Origin of the sequence: Desulfosporosinus meridiei DSM 13257 (assembly GCF_000231385.2) — a bacterium.
GTDB classification, from domain to species: Bacteria; Bacillota; Desulfitobacteriia; order Desulfitobacteriales; family Desulfitobacteriaceae; genus Desulfosporosinus; species Desulfosporosinus meridiei.
Genome location: NC_018515.1, coordinates 4,527,167 through 4,542,860 on the forward strand (window position 1 = coordinate 4,527,167; position 15,694 = coordinate 4,542,860).

Annotated in this window: 15 protein-coding genes; all 15 read right to left on the reverse strand. The window is 46.0% G+C overall.

What is annotated here, in order from left to right:
- Window positions 1–10: 10 nt before the first annotated feature.
- Window positions 11–178: a teichoic acid D-Ala incorporation-associated protein DltX gene (gene dltX, locus DESMER_RS24995; protein WP_148275313.1), complete on the reverse strand. Its 168-nt coding sequence runs from the start codon at window positions 176–178 to the stop codon at window positions 11–13.
- Window positions 135–1,355 carry a D-alanyl-lipoteichoic acid biosynthesis protein DltD gene (gene dltD / locus DESMER_RS20830; protein ID WP_014905042.1) on the reverse strand — a complete coding sequence of 407 codons (1,221 nt, stop codon included), beginning with the start codon at window positions 1,353–1,355 and terminating at the stop codon, window positions 135–137. The genes dltX and dltD overlap by 44 nt, the downstream gene beginning before the upstream one ends.
- Window positions 1,355–1,591 (reverse strand): D-alanine--poly(phosphoribitol) ligase subunit DltC, encoded by a 237-nt coding sequence (gene dltC, locus DESMER_RS20835; protein WP_014905043.1) that lies wholly within the window; start codon window positions 1,589–1,591, stop codon window positions 1,355–1,357. The genes dltD and dltC overlap by 1 nt, the downstream gene beginning before the upstream one ends.
- 478 nt (window positions 1,592–2,069) lie before the next feature.
- Window positions 2,070–3,068: an acyltransferase family protein gene (locus DESMER_RS20840; protein WP_014905044.1), complete on the reverse strand. Its 999-nt coding sequence runs from the start codon at window positions 3,066–3,068 to the stop codon at window positions 2,070–2,072.
- Window positions 3,069–3,725, reverse strand: a complete 657-nt coding sequence (locus DESMER_RS20845) for a sugar transferase (RefSeq protein ID WP_014905045.1) — start codon at window positions 3,723–3,725, stop codon at window positions 3,069–3,071. It abuts the gene before it with no gap.
- A gap of 95 nt (window positions 3,726–3,820) precedes the next feature.
- Entirely contained in the window at window positions 3,821–4,981 is a 1,161-nt protein-coding gene (pseC, locus tag DESMER_RS20850; RefSeq protein WP_014905046.1) for a UDP-4-amino-4,6-dideoxy-N-acetyl-beta-L-altrosamine transaminase, read from the reverse strand.
- Window positions 4,982–4,997: 16 nt separating this feature from the next.
- Window positions 4,998–6,089, reverse strand: a complete 1,092-nt coding sequence (locus DESMER_RS20855; protein WP_014905047.1) for a glycosyltransferase — start codon at window positions 6,087–6,089, stop codon at window positions 4,998–5,000.
- On the reverse strand, window positions 6,082–7,320 hold the full coding sequence (locus DESMER_RS20860; RefSeq protein ID WP_014905048.1) for an O-antigen ligase family protein: 1,239 nt from the start codon (window positions 7,318–7,320) through the stop codon (window positions 6,082–6,084). The genes DESMER_RS20855 and DESMER_RS20860 overlap by 8 nt, the downstream gene beginning before the upstream one ends.
- 39 nt (window positions 7,321–7,359) lie before the next feature.
- Window positions 7,360–8,568, reverse strand: a complete 1,209-nt coding sequence (locus DESMER_RS20865; protein ID WP_014905049.1) for a glycosyltransferase family 4 protein — start codon at window positions 8,566–8,568, stop codon at window positions 7,360–7,362.
- 15 nt (window positions 8,569–8,583) lie between these two features.
- A complete protein-coding gene (wecB, locus tag DESMER_RS20870; protein WP_014905050.1) occupies window positions 8,584–9,651 on the reverse strand; it encodes a non-hydrolyzing UDP-N-acetylglucosamine 2-epimerase in 1,068 nt (355 codons plus the stop codon).
- Window positions 9,648–11,108: an O-antigen ligase family protein gene (locus tag DESMER_RS20875; RefSeq protein WP_014905051.1), complete on the reverse strand. Its 1,461-nt coding sequence runs from the start codon at window positions 11,106–11,108 to the stop codon at window positions 9,648–9,650. Before DESMER_RS20875 ends, wecB begins: the two co-directional genes overlap by 4 nt.
- Window positions 11,095–12,435, reverse strand: a complete 1,341-nt coding sequence (locus DESMER_RS20880) for a flippase (RefSeq protein WP_014905052.1) — start codon at window positions 12,433–12,435, stop codon at window positions 11,095–11,097. The genes DESMER_RS20875 and DESMER_RS20880 overlap by 14 nt, the downstream gene beginning before the upstream one ends.
- On the reverse strand, window positions 12,432–13,316 hold the full coding sequence (locus tag DESMER_RS20885; protein ID WP_014905053.1) for a hypothetical protein: 885 nt from the start codon (window positions 13,314–13,316) through the stop codon (window positions 12,432–12,434). Before DESMER_RS20885 ends, DESMER_RS20880 begins: the two co-directional genes overlap by 4 nt.
- A complete protein-coding gene (locus tag DESMER_RS20890) occupies window positions 13,309–14,412 on the reverse strand; it encodes a DegT/DnrJ/EryC1/StrS family aminotransferase (protein WP_014905054.1) in 1,104 nt (367 codons plus the stop codon). The genes DESMER_RS20885 and DESMER_RS20890 overlap by 8 nt, the downstream gene beginning before the upstream one ends.
- Before the next feature lie 387 nt (window positions 14,413–14,799).
- A complete protein-coding gene (locus DESMER_RS20895; protein ID WP_014905055.1) occupies window positions 14,800–15,648 on the reverse strand; it encodes an N-acetyltransferase in 849 nt (282 codons plus the stop codon).
- Window positions 15,649–15,694 lie beyond the last annotated feature (46 nt).

Consider the following 15,694-nt stretch of genomic DNA (forward strand, 5'->3'; position numbering starts at 1 on the left):
CCCCATTCGCCTAAAAGTTGTTATAAATAAACGGAACTGCGGTATGTTGCTTTTCTACCAGATAGAGGATAAACAAAACTAACAGGATGATGTAGTAATAAGCAACTCGTCCAAACCAAATTAAAGCAGGATGTCTATCCCTGGAACCCTTCATGATAAAATCGATCCAGCGTTTCATTGATACTTACCCATCCTTTCCAGCCTAAGTGCATGGTGTCCTGCAAAAAGTAGGTGTCATATTCATGATCTCCGAAATTAGCCACCTGAAACCCTTGTCCCTTAATCATCTTCTCAGCTCGCAGATAGTAACCCCTTCGTTCTCCAAGAGGAAATCCCGTATAATCATACCAAGCTCCATTTACCGGCACAATAATAAACAATGGCCGGGCACCTGTCTCTTGAAGAATATTTAAGAGGAGTTCTAAATCCTCGTATTCCGGGGAGGGATAAAACCCGGAGTGAGCAGCGGAATTCCTGTTTTCTTCAAACCCGGGTTGGATATTGGCACTAAAGTAATCAGCCAAGATACCAAACCGATTATTTTGAGTCATTGTTTTTCCTTGCTCACTTGCTTGATCTTTCAATTCTAACCAGGGAGCCAGAGGCGGTGCTGTGACTGAAGCATTTATTGAAGCGCTTCTTGGGCTGATCAGTCTACTGTAGTCTATAGTTTTCAGGGCGTCTTGAGCTTCGTAAGCTGCCATTTCCACTCTGCCCTTAGTCTCTAACAATAAACCTCGAAGACTTGCTTTCCTGCTATCTTGTGACTTCTGGGCCAGAAGTGCCTGCAAAGTAGGGGTCTCCGCAAAGGCTCCCGGAAATTCTAAGAGCCGTTTTGCCAATTGATTTTTGCTCTCTGCAGACAAAGAGGAGTTGAAAATCATCCGATAGGCTTGGAGAGGAGAAAAATTTTGTTGAAAATAGGCGGGGCTGATTCCTTCCGGAGTAAACCATTGGGCTGAAAGGATAACCGCAATCTTCTTATCCTTTAAGGAACCGCCTAAGGCTCCCAGGTTTAAGGCATGAATGAGGTTCTGAGTCCCCCCTCTGCCCACCAGAAAAGGGGCAAACCCAGTGGGTTTTCCCTCAAAGAGAATTGACGGGTGAAATTCTGAGACAGCTGAAAACTCGGAAGAACCGTAAACCGGTAGCACATCCGGTAATTCCAAAGCTTTTTTCTGCAATATCATACCCTGAAAACTTACGGGAGTTTGGGAGCCCCCAATGGTTTGGGTAACACCCGGCCTAAGCCAAAAAAGCCCCACAACCTTTTGGGTCAGGGGGCCCATCAAAACTATGGTTAACCCAAAAAGTATCAGGGCCGCAACCATTGATCCCAGTCGATTTCGAATCATTAACCCTTACGCTCCTCCAGGTACGCGATAATTTTATTGGCGGTCTCCCATTCCTCACGTTCCATTTCAGTTGGGGCCACCTCAATGGCCAGTTGTTCTTGAATAGCCACAAATAATTCTATGATCCCAAAGGAATCCATTAATCCACTCTTAAACAGTTCTTGGTCTGGGTTTCGCTTTATCTCATCGGTTCCACAAATATCCGTCAGTATATCAAGGATTTTTTCTCTGATCATGATCTCCTTACTTCCTTTCATGATAGGTATAAAGGCTAAGGCAATTCTAATTTGCCTTACTAAAATTCTAGAACATGTCGTAACTAACTACGGCTATGGTTACGGAAGTGCCAGCAGTGACTATTAGGCTTGAGCGTGTTTGAGCGGAGTCTCAATTTTGTCTATCGTACCTAGGTGAACCTTCTATCTAACTAATCAATAGGTTTTGTCTAACGAAAAATCAAGGTTTTTCAAGGGGTATAGGGATAGTTTTGTGAAAATATATCTGCAAGAAAAAACAGCCTTAGCGAAATCCCTGCACATGATCTGTCTTTTACCTATTCGACAAGCGCAAAGCAGTTCCTCCAGATATATCCTGCATTTTGTCATTTACTCTTTGAAATATCATAACCATAAATTGGATATTTATCCCTTATTTTCATCCCTAACAATTTCCAAACCTTCACCAAACTAAAGTATAAAGCCGCAGTAATAAACCTTACCCTGCTAACCAAGGACCCGGAGTGTTCTCAGCCTTCAAATCCTGCTTGCGCGAGATGATCTGAAGCAATTGTTTCATGCTCCTTTTAAGCAACAAGCTTCCTCCAACTAACGCCAGAACATAAAGTCCCAGGGATAGTCCCTTGTTAGGCAAAACATAGGGAAGAGCGAGCTTGTACATAAACACAGCTTCTAATAAATACACCTCATAGGAGATTGAACCAATAAAACCAAGCAACTGTGAATGATACCCCAGCTGCCCTAAAACGATTATGACTGAGAAAGCAACAAGAGCAAAGCCTAAATTCGAGAGCATATAAGGCCCCAAGCCCAGGGCATTGTCCTGGAGGTTCAGGAGATAAGCTGCCAAGCCCATTATCCCCATCAACCCAAACCCCATCTGCAAAGTCTGCTTACTAAATCTCTCCAGGGGAACCAGAGCAAAGAGTGACCCTAAGGGGAACATGATAGCGTGAAGACCCCACTGCCAGTACACCACTTCTGTTAAATTGGACCTGGAGTGATAGCGTAAAAGGTAAGCAAACCCAAACAACAATCCAACCTTCAGGATATTGGGAAAGCTAAAACTGAATATCAGGTAGAATAGGAAGTACCACATTAAAATGAAGAATATGTACCACATGGTTCCGTCCATAGTCAGCTTAAAATCCAGCCCAAACAATGAAAGCAGGATTGTCCTCAAGGGATAGACTGTACTCCTGAAATAATCATAGACAAACCAGACAAGAGTTACCAATGAATAAGGAAGCAGTACAGTTCGCAACCGCCGCCCAAGGAAACTCTTATCCATTCCCTTGGTTAAATAGGATGAAGTAATCCCATAACCGGAGAGAATTAAGAAAATAGCCACACCCTGGGCTCCCAAATAATTAAAAGCCGGGTTTGTGGTATTAATGAATTTTGTCACAAACAGGTGTCCAATAACAACTAAAAGGATGGCGATTCCCTTTAATTGCTCTGTTGATTCTTTGTTCATTTAGTAAGCACCTTTACCCGAGAAGACAACAAAGAAGGTCTTCCAAAGGATAGATAAATCCAGCCATATATTCCAACGCCGCACATATTCCACATCATAGGCCAGGGTCTCTCCCAAGGTTAATTCACTCCGCCCATTGACCTGGGCCAAGCCTGTAACTCCCGGCAGCACATTAAGCCGCAGCCGTTGTTGAGGGGTGTAATGCTTGGCTATATCCGGAACTTCCGGACGGGGCCCTACCAGACTCATATTTCCCAACAAAATATTCAGGAGCTGAGGAAGTTCGTCTAAACTGGTTTTACGCAAAAACTTGCCGCTGCGAGTAACCCGAGGATCATCCTTCTCCTGGAAAACGAAGTTATCTAAGCTTGTCACCTTTTCCAGCTTTGTTTTCATCAAGGCATCGGCATTGGTGGTCATAGTACGGAACTTATAAATAGTATAGGGCTTTCCCCAAAGTCCCACACGTGTCTGGGTAAAGATTGCCGGACCGGTAGAATCCAGCCTAATCCATAGCACAATAAAAAGCCACAAGGGAGATATAAGCACAAGCAGAACAGCAGCAACTAACAGGTCAAGCATACGCTTCAAAACAAGTTGCCACCGAGGATAAATAAGCTCATTACTTTCTGCAGATGCCGCGAGCCTCTGACTCATCCGACTGTCTCCTTTCAAAACCACTAACTCTGTTTTTGATAAGATCCTACTTCGTTCTAACCTTGATTCCCCCCTGCAAAACAAGGGAAAGATAATTACTTGCGAAACTTCTCCACAATCCTCTTGACGGCATCAACAACGTCCTCGGCATCCTGCCTACTCATCTTCGGATAAAGGGGCAAGGATATAATGCGTTCAAAGGTCTTTTCTGCTTGAGGGAAATCTCCTTTTTGGTAACCAAAGGTATCTCTGTAGTAAGGATGCATGGGAACCGGAATAAAGTGCACACTGGTACCGATCTGTTCCTGCTTTAATTCCTCAATAAACTCTGCCCGATCTATGGTTAGTTTCTCCAGATTTAGCTTAAGGATATACAAGTGCCAGGCATGGCGAGCATATTCCTTTTCCGGGGGAATTTCCAGTTCCGGCATCTGGCTGAACTCTTCATTATATCGCTCAGCTATTTCTTGGCGGATTCCCTGCATCCGCTCCAGCTTGGCCAGCTGAGTAATGCCTAGAGCAGCTTGAATATCCGTCATATTATATTTAAACCCAGGATGGAGAATTTCATAGTACCAGGATCCCGCTGCCGAATAGCGATTCCAGGCATTGCGGCTCATACCATGGGAACTCATAATCCTGATTTTATCAGCCAGGGCCTCATTGTTGGTAGTAACCATCCCGCCCTCTCCCGTCGCTAGATTCTTGGTGGCATAGAAAGAAAAGGCCGTGGCATCTCCAATGGTTCCGATTAGTCTTCCTTTATACTTAGTATACACTGCATGGGCAGCATCCTCTAGTACAAAGAGATTGTTTTCCCGAGCAAGTTCCATAATCTCATCCATTTCACAGGGATGCCCGGCCATATGGACAGGAATAATGGCCTTCGTGCGCGGGGTTATTTTTTGGCGTACTTGATCGACATCAATGTTCATGGTTACAGGATCGATATCTGCGAAGACCGGCGTGGCTCCTGTATGGAGAATAACGTTGGCACTGGCTGCAAAGGTCATGGGGGTTGTAATCACTTCATCTCCGGCACCCAGGCCGGCTGCCACTAATGCCAAATGAAGACCTGCTGTACAGGAGTTCACGGCGATAGCGAATTTTGCTCCCACATACTCAGCAAATTGCTTTTCGAACTCATTGGTTTTAGGACCCTTGGTAATCCAGTTTGATTTAAGACTATCGACAACTTCAGCAATATCGTCTTCTTCGATGAGAGGTATTCCATAGGTTAAAAACTCTTGACGCATTGGGTAAAGTCTCCTTTCAAGTACGCGGGTGGAGCAAGCGTTGATAAACGGCTTCCATTTGAGCAACGTTTTTTTGCCAATCATAATTCTTCAGTACATTAACTCTTCCTTGTTGACCTAACCTCTCCCTTAGTGTGGGATCATTAAGCAAACCTTCCATAGCACTGCTTAACTCTGAGATACTTTCTGAAGAAACCAGTAATCCCGTTTCTCCTTCAACAATAACTTCAGTCAGGCCGCCAATTCTGCTGGCAATCACAGGCCGGGCGCAGGCCGACGCCTCTACTGCTGTCACACCGAAGCTCTCCTGACGAGAAGGAATCACCACAATATCAATACTCTGATAGAAGCCGGCAATTTCAGCATTGGGAAGTTGACCCAACCATTCTATATGTTCAGAAACCCCAAGTCTTACAGCTAAGTCCTCTAAGGAGGCCCGCTGGGGGCCTTCTCCGGCGATCCGCAGAAGAGTCTGGGGAAAACGCCGCTGAACCAGAGCGAAAGCTTCAATTAAAAGATCTAACCCGTAAACAGGATGCAGGCCTTTGGCAACTCCAAACACCACAGGAGTGTCTTGCTTAACTCTTTTTAGACTAGAAACTTGCCCCTCCTCCGGAGGAGAAAATCGCTTCGTATCCACTCCAAAAGGAATTATTTCAATAGCTTGCTGCGAATCCAGATAGAGTTGCATCTCTTGGGCCATAATTTTACTGCTGGAGCATAAAACATCCGCCTGAGCTAAAATCCATTTTAACAGGCGGGCATGGAAAAATGAAGTTTTGGGGAAAGAAAAAATATCACTGCCCCAAGCAGAAATTACCAAGGGATGTTTGCCGGTTAACGCTCCCAGCAAGCCAAAGCTTGTTGCATAATGGGAATGAATCAGATCAGGCTTGATTTCTGCGACCTTTTTCCTTACCCAGTTCTGACGCAGGATTACATCGATCTTATCCCCAGCCAGGCGAGGAATCAGATGAACCTTGACCTGGGGGATCTCAGCGGGTAAAAAGCTGAGGATTTCCAGCTCCCAACCACCCTCGGCTAAAGCTGTCGCCCATTTCTCTGTGTGAGTACTGGCTGCATTAGCCAATAAGCAAAGTTTAGCCATCCCAGCCCTCTCCCCAGGGTTTCCATTGAATAGCTAAGCTCAAACCCCAGAAAGCCCAAATCATTGGGTCTTCGAAGAAACGACCTTCTCCCTGGGAACTGAGCCAGATCACGAAAACACCCATTAATATAGTTTGCGCAAAAACATTCATCTGATTCAAGACACGCAAATTCATGCTCACTAAAACAATCAAAAAAGCGAGCATGCCAATAATTCCTAAAATACCCATTTCCGCTGCAACTGTCATTAAACTGGTATGGGAACGAGTGACTGCATCACTCCACGGCACGAGATAATGGTAGGGCTGCTCTAGGGCCCACTGAAAATTGCCTAAGCCAACCCCGGTCAAGGGGTTTTCGATAAACATGGCCCAGCCGCCTTTAAGCAAATGCTCTCGCTGGCCCAGGGCACCAACCCCTGTAAATAGGGTTTCAAAGCGGAGGCGGATACTTGGGATTAGAAAAAGAGCCACCGCTCCTAATCCGCCTAATCCGAGTACACTCCAATGGGTCCGGCGATTTCGCAATGAGCTGACAGCCAAAATTAGAATTCCAATCAGCAAAGTCAGCCAGCCGGTTCGGGAAAAGGTAACTCCCAGAGCCGCCAGTTGAACAAAAAGTGCCAGGGCTGTCCTGATACTTAAAGTCCATTCCCTACGTATAAAAAGGAGCAAAGATCCCAGGATAGAGATATCCAAGTATCTGGCGAATAAATTAGGATCGATGAAACTGGCATTCACTCTACGCACACCGGAAATATTAATCCCTCCGCCCCAAATCCAGTTCCCACTCAGGTATTGGATGAGGCCGAAGATGGCTGTAAGAGTGGCCATGGCAAATATTACCCTAAACACTCGGTCAAAGACTGCTTTGCGGTCAGCACCTAAAGCAATGCTGACTCCGCTGGCCAATAGCAGCAGTAAGCGCAGTCCTTCTGTCAGAGTTGTCTGAGGCTGCACACTAGATAGCAACGAAACAAGTACTGCCAAAAATAATGGAATGACCGCCCAGATCAATGGAACTTGACTAAGGCGCTTCGCGGTCTTCCCTATTCCCTCTTGTACAAAACGGGCTGCTCCCCAGGCTAACAAAAGAATCATCCCAATGCGCAAAAAGGTTAAAGAGGTCGGGGTTTCCGGAGCACTTTGATAGGGAGGAAACAGCACCTTACTAATATCCCAGGGCACTAAGGCAAAAAACAAAGGAATAATCCAACCGCCCCACCGTTTCATACAATCACTTCCTCTCCACGGCCTTGAATGGCCAGTTTCCTATTTTAGTTCCTTAAGCCATTGACTGACAATACTATCCCAGGAATAATTCTCTTCCACATAACGCCGGCCATTTTCCCCCATGGACTTCCCTCGGTCACTCAAGTTATAGAGGGTGCGAATGGCCTGAGCCATCTCTACCGGGTTCTCCGGTTCAACAGTAAGTCCCGCCCCGGCATCTCGAATCAGGTCGACAGCTTCCCCTTCTCCGCTGTAGATTATCGGAACCGCGCACCCCATTGCCGGAAACATCTTCGAAGGACGGGCCCCTTCAAAAAGCTTTAGCTTCTTTAAGGGGATTATACTGCCTGCCGCTAAAGACATATAACGGGGCATATCCGTAACAGGCTGAAATCCCAGAAATTGCACATTGGACAGCTTCATCTCCTTGGCCATTTCCTCAAGCTTTGGTTTTTCCGTACCATCCCCTAAGAAGAGGAAATGATACTGGGGCTCAGAGCGCAGCAGATTAGCCGCTTCTAAGACAGTTTCTAACCCTTGAGCATACCCCATGGTTCCAGTATACGCTAAGATGAATTTATCCTGCAGCCCCAACTTATCCATGAATTCTTGATCTGGGAGCAGGGGGCGAAAGAGATCCAAGTTAACGCCGTTAGGTAAAAAAGCGATTTTCTCAGCAGGGATGCCCCGGTTAATCCAAGTATCCCGAATTCCTATGGTCACCGCCGAAAGCTTCCAAGAACGATTATAGAGCCAGGTTTCTAATCCTTCTGTCATGCGGATCATGGTCTTATTGGTAACTAATCCTAAGGCAACGGCGGATTCAGGCCAAAGATCAGAAACATTGAATACCAGCCGGGCCCGTTTAAGCCAGCTTCCCAGCACAGCGGTCATTCCCAGAAATAATGGCGGAGACTCTACAAAAAGGACATCACAAGGCCCTGCCTTTAAAATTCCCCATAAGGAAGAAAAGGTAAAGGAAAAATAATTTAACAGGCGTTTCCAAAAACGTCCCCTTTGCACAGGATATACCCAGGTCCGATAGACGGGTAATCCTTCTACCTCATCTTTCATCGACCAGTATCCTCGATACTTTGGCGGAATAACTCCCGAGGGATGATTGGGAAATGCTGTAACAATAACAACTTCATGCCCCTGGCGCTCCAAGCCTTTGGCCATCTCTTTAAGACGAACTTGAGCAGCGCCTGTTTCCGGCGGAAAGTATTGAGTTAAAATTAAAAATCGCATGATTTACCTTCCTTATTAACGTACTAACCCCTTACTGAGAGTAGCCACAATGTGCTCAGCCGCCTGACCATCGCCAAAAATGCCGGGACGATCTGCAGGAGGGCTAAACTTCTCTACCGCTTCGAGAATTTTCTCTTCATCAGCGCCGGTCAAGCGGTTCCAGCCCACATCGACGGTTTCCACCCACTCTGTTTCATCTCGCATGGTGATACAAGGTACAGCTGCAAAGTAGGCTTCCTTTTGGACTCCCCCTGAATCAGTCAGCAGCTTTTGACTTTGGGCTTCCAGGGTAATCATATCTAAATAACCTACCGGCTCCAGAACCTTAACCTTTTCAAGTAAGGAGCTTAAACCTAATTCCTGGACAATCTTGCGAGTTCGGGGATGTAATGGCAGGACGACTGGGGTGGAAATTTTGGCTAAGGCCTTTAAAATCTGGGTTAACCGTGCCGGATCATCGGTGTTTTCCGCGCGGTGTATTGTACAGAGAATATAGGATTTGGGATCTAAGTTAAGAGTCTGTAGGATAGTTGAGCGTTCTTTAGCCAACTCCAGGTTATAAAGGAAGGCGTCATACATCACATCTCCGTCTTGCGAAACTCCCTCAGTAATTCCTTCTGCTTTAAGGTTTTTTACAGCGGTTTCTGTGGGGCAGGAAAGACAGCTGGAAAGATGATCCGTTAAAACTCTGTTAATCTCTTCAGGCATTCTGCGATTAAAACTGCGCAGTCCCGCTTCGATATGGATGACAGGAATATGGAGCTTAGAGGCCGCCAGAGCCCCTGCCAGAGTGGAATTCGTATCCCCATAGACTAGCAGAGCATCAGGAGTCTCCCGGATTAAAACTTCCTCAACTTTTTCCAGGATGGCTCCAGTCTGAGCACCATGTCTGCCGGATCCGATTCCTAAGTGAAAATCCGGTCGCGGAATATGCAGTTCATCAAAAAAAATGTCGGACATATTAGTATCGTAATGTTGCCCGGTATGAATTAGTATTTCTTGATGGTCATTTCTTAAAACACGAGAGACAGAGGCTGCCTTAATGAACTGAGGCCTCGCTCCTACGACAGTTGCGATTTTCATAGTTTAGTATGTTCCTTTCTTATCTGTAGGTTGGCCAGCTGGGAGATTGAGACTAACATGGCCCAAAGAAGCCAAAGTAAGGGTTCTTCATATAATCTGCCTTCTCCTTGAGCGCTGATGAATATTGCTATGATCCCAGCAACTATACTGGCACTCAAAAAGCGCAAGCGCTCATCTTGCAGTTTACGGGCAATCCCCCACCCTCTCTGGAGAGTCTTCCCAAACAGGAAATACAGAACCGTAAAACCAACAATTCCCGTTTCTGCCAGAACAGTAATTACGGCAGTATGGGAAAGAGATACGTAAAAGGTCGAGTAAGGATTAAAGTAAGGATAGATCGTAGTAAAGGCTACCCCAAAGGCCCCTACTCCCACTCCAATCACAGGATGATCCCGGATCATAGCTATGCCTGAACGCCATAAATACTCCCGAATCCCGCCTGAAGCATTTAACAATCCCGCCCGTAGACTCTCAATACGTGCCATGATGGACGGATTTAAAAGGGCCGCAGCGATAATCGCCAAAATCATAACCCCCATGGCGGAAAGTGTTAATTTACGCCGCGGGATGAACAGTACAAAGATAAGAGAAGAAACTCCCAGGGCTAAAATTCCGCCTCGCGAGCCGGTGATTCCCAAACCCGCCCCTTGAAACAAAATAGCAATAAGGGGGATAACCCGAGATGACCAGGTTGTGCGACGTTCAAACTCAGCCACAGAGAACCAGAAGGTGACAACTAAGAAACGAGCAAAGATATTAGGATCAGCAAACGTAGTATTAGGACGGTTACTCACCACAACAGCTGACGTGGGGAAGAAAAACCACTTAGTAAGGTACTGCAGGATTGCAACTCCTCCCAGAACCGCCCCAACTGCAATCAATGTATAGCCTAAGCGCTGCAAATCCTTTTCATCTTGGACATAAACTATGGCCAGGTAAAGGGTAATAATCAAGGAAAGTAAACGCACGGTTTCCGCAAAGGAGTGTGCCGGGGCAATGGAAAAGGCCGTTGATAACAAGTAGACACCCAGCAGAACTATAGGGAGCCATAAGAGAGAATCTGTTTTTATTCGTTTCCAAACCTTAAACTTATCTGCTATGTAGGCTTGATTATTTTTGTGACTCAGCCACAAGTCATAGAGCCAACGCAATCCGATGGCTAGTTGCGAAAGGCGGAAAAAGTCTAAGATAGAGACATTGAAAGTAGCGACTCGCTCAGGTAGGCTGTAAGCCGGAATAAACATTTTTGATACTTCTATAGGAAAGGTAATAATCAGAACTGCCGGTAACCATCTGGGACGTTTTACGGCAACCCAGACTATTCCCCAGAGATAACCTAAGGTTATTAAAGTCGATGGATAATAGATCCAGCGAAGAACCATGTATATCCATAAAAGAGTCACAAAGACTTCGAGAATTATGAGCAGACGATTTTCGCTTAACTTACTTTTTTCCATCTTGCACCGCCCTTCCTCTCGAGACCCATTTATTTCTGACCTGCTTAACAAACAACGTCATCTCTTTTATGTCCTCCCGCGTAAAAATCACAACCGCTTTAAGCTTTTCTCCGCTTTCACGGCGATAAAAGGTATAATTCAGGGTAAAAAGTGATAAGTATACCAGACTTGAGGCTATAGAAGCTCCTGTAATGCCCCAAAGTGGAATGAGTGTAAAGTCAAGGATGAGGGTTACTACCACCGTAATACCGGAAGTAATACTGGTGTAAATCGGCTTTCCTCGGGCCATTAGATCACCGGAAAGCACTGCAGAGCCGCCAAGGGCTACAACCCCAGGTAATAGCAGCAGCAAAGGATAAAAGGCTCCACTAAAACGGGCTCCAAAAAAGAGTACAATCAGTGGGTAGCCGATAACGGCCATGCCAAGTGCCGCAAGAAAAGTTAACAAGATTGTTAGGCGCGCAACTTTTGGGGTCATGGAAAAGGTAAGGTTGTCTTTCCCTGAAGCAAGTTTAGGGATCAAAGCCGTATTAACTGCATTCCCAACATACCCCACCATTTCGGCGAGAGTAACTGCAGTTGTGTAAAGACCAACTTGGGAGAAAGGCAAAAAGCCTGCGATAATAAAGAGATCCAGTCGATAATTTATGACCATCATGACATTAGCTAAATAGGACTTAGCTCCATAACCCAGGGTTTGGCGAATATAGGAAAGGCTAAAACTGGGAACACGCCACCGTGAAATCTTCGCCATATCAGGGAGCATATATAAAGTTGTCAGGATATTTCCGGCAACCCATATTCCAAATCCCATGGTCACTGTTAAACCGCCCCAGAGGGCTGCTATGGAGACTCCCGCCGAAAGCACTATGAATTGAACCAGTAAGGCTAAATTATACTTACCGATATAGTCCATTCCCCATAGCACACTTAGCCAATAGAGATTTAGCAAACCAAAGGGAATTGCTATCAGAATAAGCCCCAGTTGAAGAGGGGTTACCGCTTGCATGTAGCCGTTTTTCAAAAATTGATAAGCAATCCCTACAACCACTACCATAAAGCCACCTAATAAAGCAGCCATTCCCAGTGAACTCCCGACAGCTTTTTTACCATCTTCGGGATTCTTGGCAATGTAGTAAGTATTCGCATAGTTCAACCCTAAACTACAGAGTGGCACTAAGACCGTAGGTATCTGGACAAGAAAGGCATACAATCCTTTTCCCACCGGTCCAAGGACACGAGAGATGACAATTTGAGTTATCATGGAAAAAGCAACGCGCCCTATGGTTCCAAAGAGAGTCAGAAAACTATTGCGAACAAAGCTCATGGATTTTCACCATCAGCCTTACCCGCTAAGACATCTGGATCCACACTCTCCCGTGTCACAGTGATACTGTCAGGGAATATTGATGAATATTTAACCTCTAAAACATTCCCGAGTTTAACCATATCCTTCTGCTCTTTCGTCAGATAGAATGTCCAGGTATATTTGGCATTCGGCCTGGGAGCCAGAGTGATATAGTAGGGATATTTATCAAAGTCGAAATCTCTTTCCAGTTCCAACCCTTTGATCATGTTTGTCAGCCAAAGATCTGTAATATAGCCCTTAGCCACTTTTTCCGTGTTGGCAACGGGTTGGACAAGGCTGTCTCCCGGTGAGTGATAGGTTACATGAACGCTGTTTAGGGTTCTAAGAGTTGCTAATTTAGCAGCATCTACAACAAAGCGCTGAACTGTGTCATCGCTCAAAGCGTGTACAACACAATAGAATTGATCATTGTTTTTGGGAGAAATTCTTTCTAAAGAAATAATTTCTCCATCCATGATCTGCTCCTCAGGAGAGACGGAGGTTACGGCGGAAGTGTAGTTGTCTACCCCTACCCATTCCACCTTTTCCCCGGGGGTGGGTTTGGCTTGGGGTGTGACAAAGGATATTAGGTTTTTTGGGCCCTGAGGTGTTTCTACATTATAAACCGTGCCAACGAAGAAATAATGCTTTATATCGATAAGCTGACCTTGGCCAATCTCTAGCTCTCCGTTAATAAACCGGGTTGCTCCAGTCTGTGCTGACTGGATTTCTGTCTCTGCAAAGGGCCCTTTTACCTGTTTATAGCCGGAAAAGATCCCCAGGAGCACAAATAGAAAGACACCGATCAGAACTATATTTCCTCTGCGCAATATTCCCATCTTCCTAACACTACTAGCCACGGTATACTCCTTCAATCAGGCGGATAATTTCTTCTTGTTCAGCTCTGGATAGTTCGGGATAACAGGGAATCGCCAAAGCTTGTTGACAGGCTTTTTCCGTGATCGGAAAAGAACCCTCTTTATATCCCAGATCATGAAAGGCCTTCTGTAAGTGAAGGGGCACCGGATAATAGATAGCGCAGGCGATATCCGCTTGTTTAAAGGCCTCCATAAGTTCCTCACGACGGTCTGAGCGTAAGACATAAAGATGATAGATGGGGATACCCGCCGGATCCTTCCCCGGCAAAGTGAGGGGCAAATGGGCTAATTCTTTATCGTAGACCGCGGCCTTTGCTCGACGTCCTTCATTCCATTGATTTAAATAGCCTAACTTCACTCGTAAAATCGCTGCTTGAAGCTCATCAAGACGACTGTTATAGCCGACTTTATCATGGTAATATTTCACTTGACAGCCGTGAAAGCGCAGCATACGGAGTTCTGCCGCCAGATGCTTGTCGTTAGTGACAATCATTCCTGCATCTCCATAAGCTCCCAAATTTTTCGTCGGGAAAAAACTAAAGGTTGCCGCATGTCCTAGGGAACCGGCTTTTTTCCCCCGATACTCTGCTCCAATGGCCTGAGCGGAATCTTCAATAACCTTCAAGTCATGGCGGGCCGCGATTTCCATCACTCTTTCAACGTCCAGCATCTGACCGAAAATATGTACGGGGATAATAGCCTTAGTCCGCGAGGTTATTTTCTTCTCCAGGAGATCTAAGTCCATGTTTAGGGTTACCGGGTCAATATCCACAAATACCGGAGTCGCTCCCACCATAGCAATGGTTTCAGCTGAGGCAAAAAAGGTAAAGGGCGTGGTAATCACTTCGTCTCCAGGGCCAATGCCGAAGGCCTTAAGTGTCAGCACTAAAGCATCCGTGCCATTAGCGACTGCCACAGCTTCCTCCGTACCACAGAAAGCAGCGATCTCTTTCTCCAAGGCCTTCATCTGGGGTCCTAAAATATATACGGATGAATCAAGCACATTCATGATGGCTTGGTTGATTTCCTCTTTAATGGTTAAATATTGGGCTTTAAGATCCAATAGGGGAATTCGCATGGGGCATCTTCCTTTCACTTAGTTTTGTCTTAGGGGGCTTTTGGAATGAGCGTTAGTTTGGGGTCCTAGAAAGTAAGGGGCAAATTGCCCGTTCACACACGTTTCGTTTCACTGGCTCGTTAGATGCTGAAGGAATTGCGCCAACCTCTGGGCAGCGCTAGGAGTGAACCTCGGCGCAATTGCCCCTTCAGCATCAGCACTCGCCTTAGCGTGAACTTCACTAAAGTGTTCTCTTGGCAATTGGCCCCTTAATTTCTGGTCGACGGGGCTGGGAACGCGATGGATACCGGAAGACCGAATGTCTGAGGATATGTTCGCCCGCAACCATTGACAGTAACGAACTAATAAACTGGGTCACTAATGAGAGCCGCGTACTTTGCGCGGAAGTTAGGGCAACAGCTCTTCTTCTGGCACCTCTCGGAGATCCTTGGCAGGAAAACCTTTGATGACTCGTTTTTCAGTGGTATCTTTCGTAACCAAGGCCCCTGCGGCCACGAAGGTTTCCGGGGCTACTTTTACGCCGGGCAGGAGGATTGCTCCTCCGCCGATACGGGCCCCACGTTGGATGGTAGCACCCTTTATTTCTTTAAAGCGTTTTTCTGTTCGTCCCATATAATTGTCATTTGTTGTTGTGACCATGGGAGCTATAAACACTCGTTCTTCAATTTCCATATAGGCGGTAATATAAGAACCTGTCTGTATCTTTGTGAATTGGCCTATCTTAGTATCATTTTCAACCACTACACCGCTGCCAATCACTACGTTTTGCCCTATTGAACACCTCTCACGAACGACGGTACCGTCTCCGATAAAGGCTTTGTCCGCATAAGTGGTTCCTGCGTAGAGAACAACCGAGCACCCGATTGTAAATCCGTTGCTCATCTGTAAGGAGGGCAAATCCGACTGGGCTTTTACCGTACTTGTGGCTGAAGCCTTAGGCAAGCGTCCGATTGAAGAGTTACTGCCAATGAAACCATCCTGACCCAGGATCGTCTTCGGGTAAATGGTGGAATGATCACCTATGCGAGTTCCTTGACCTATCACCGCACCTTCCCCGACACTAACATAGTTGCCAAACTCAGCACCATCTTCAACCCTCGCTCCATCGCCAAGAACACACCCGACTCCTAAGATAACATTCTCTCCGAGAACGACATTTTCACCGATAACACAAAATGGCCCAACGGTTGTTGTTAAAGGAACGGTTGCACTGTGAGAGATTAGATTATGATTCATTTCTTCTCGCTCCATTTCCCTACTCTAATAACACCCCAAAACAATC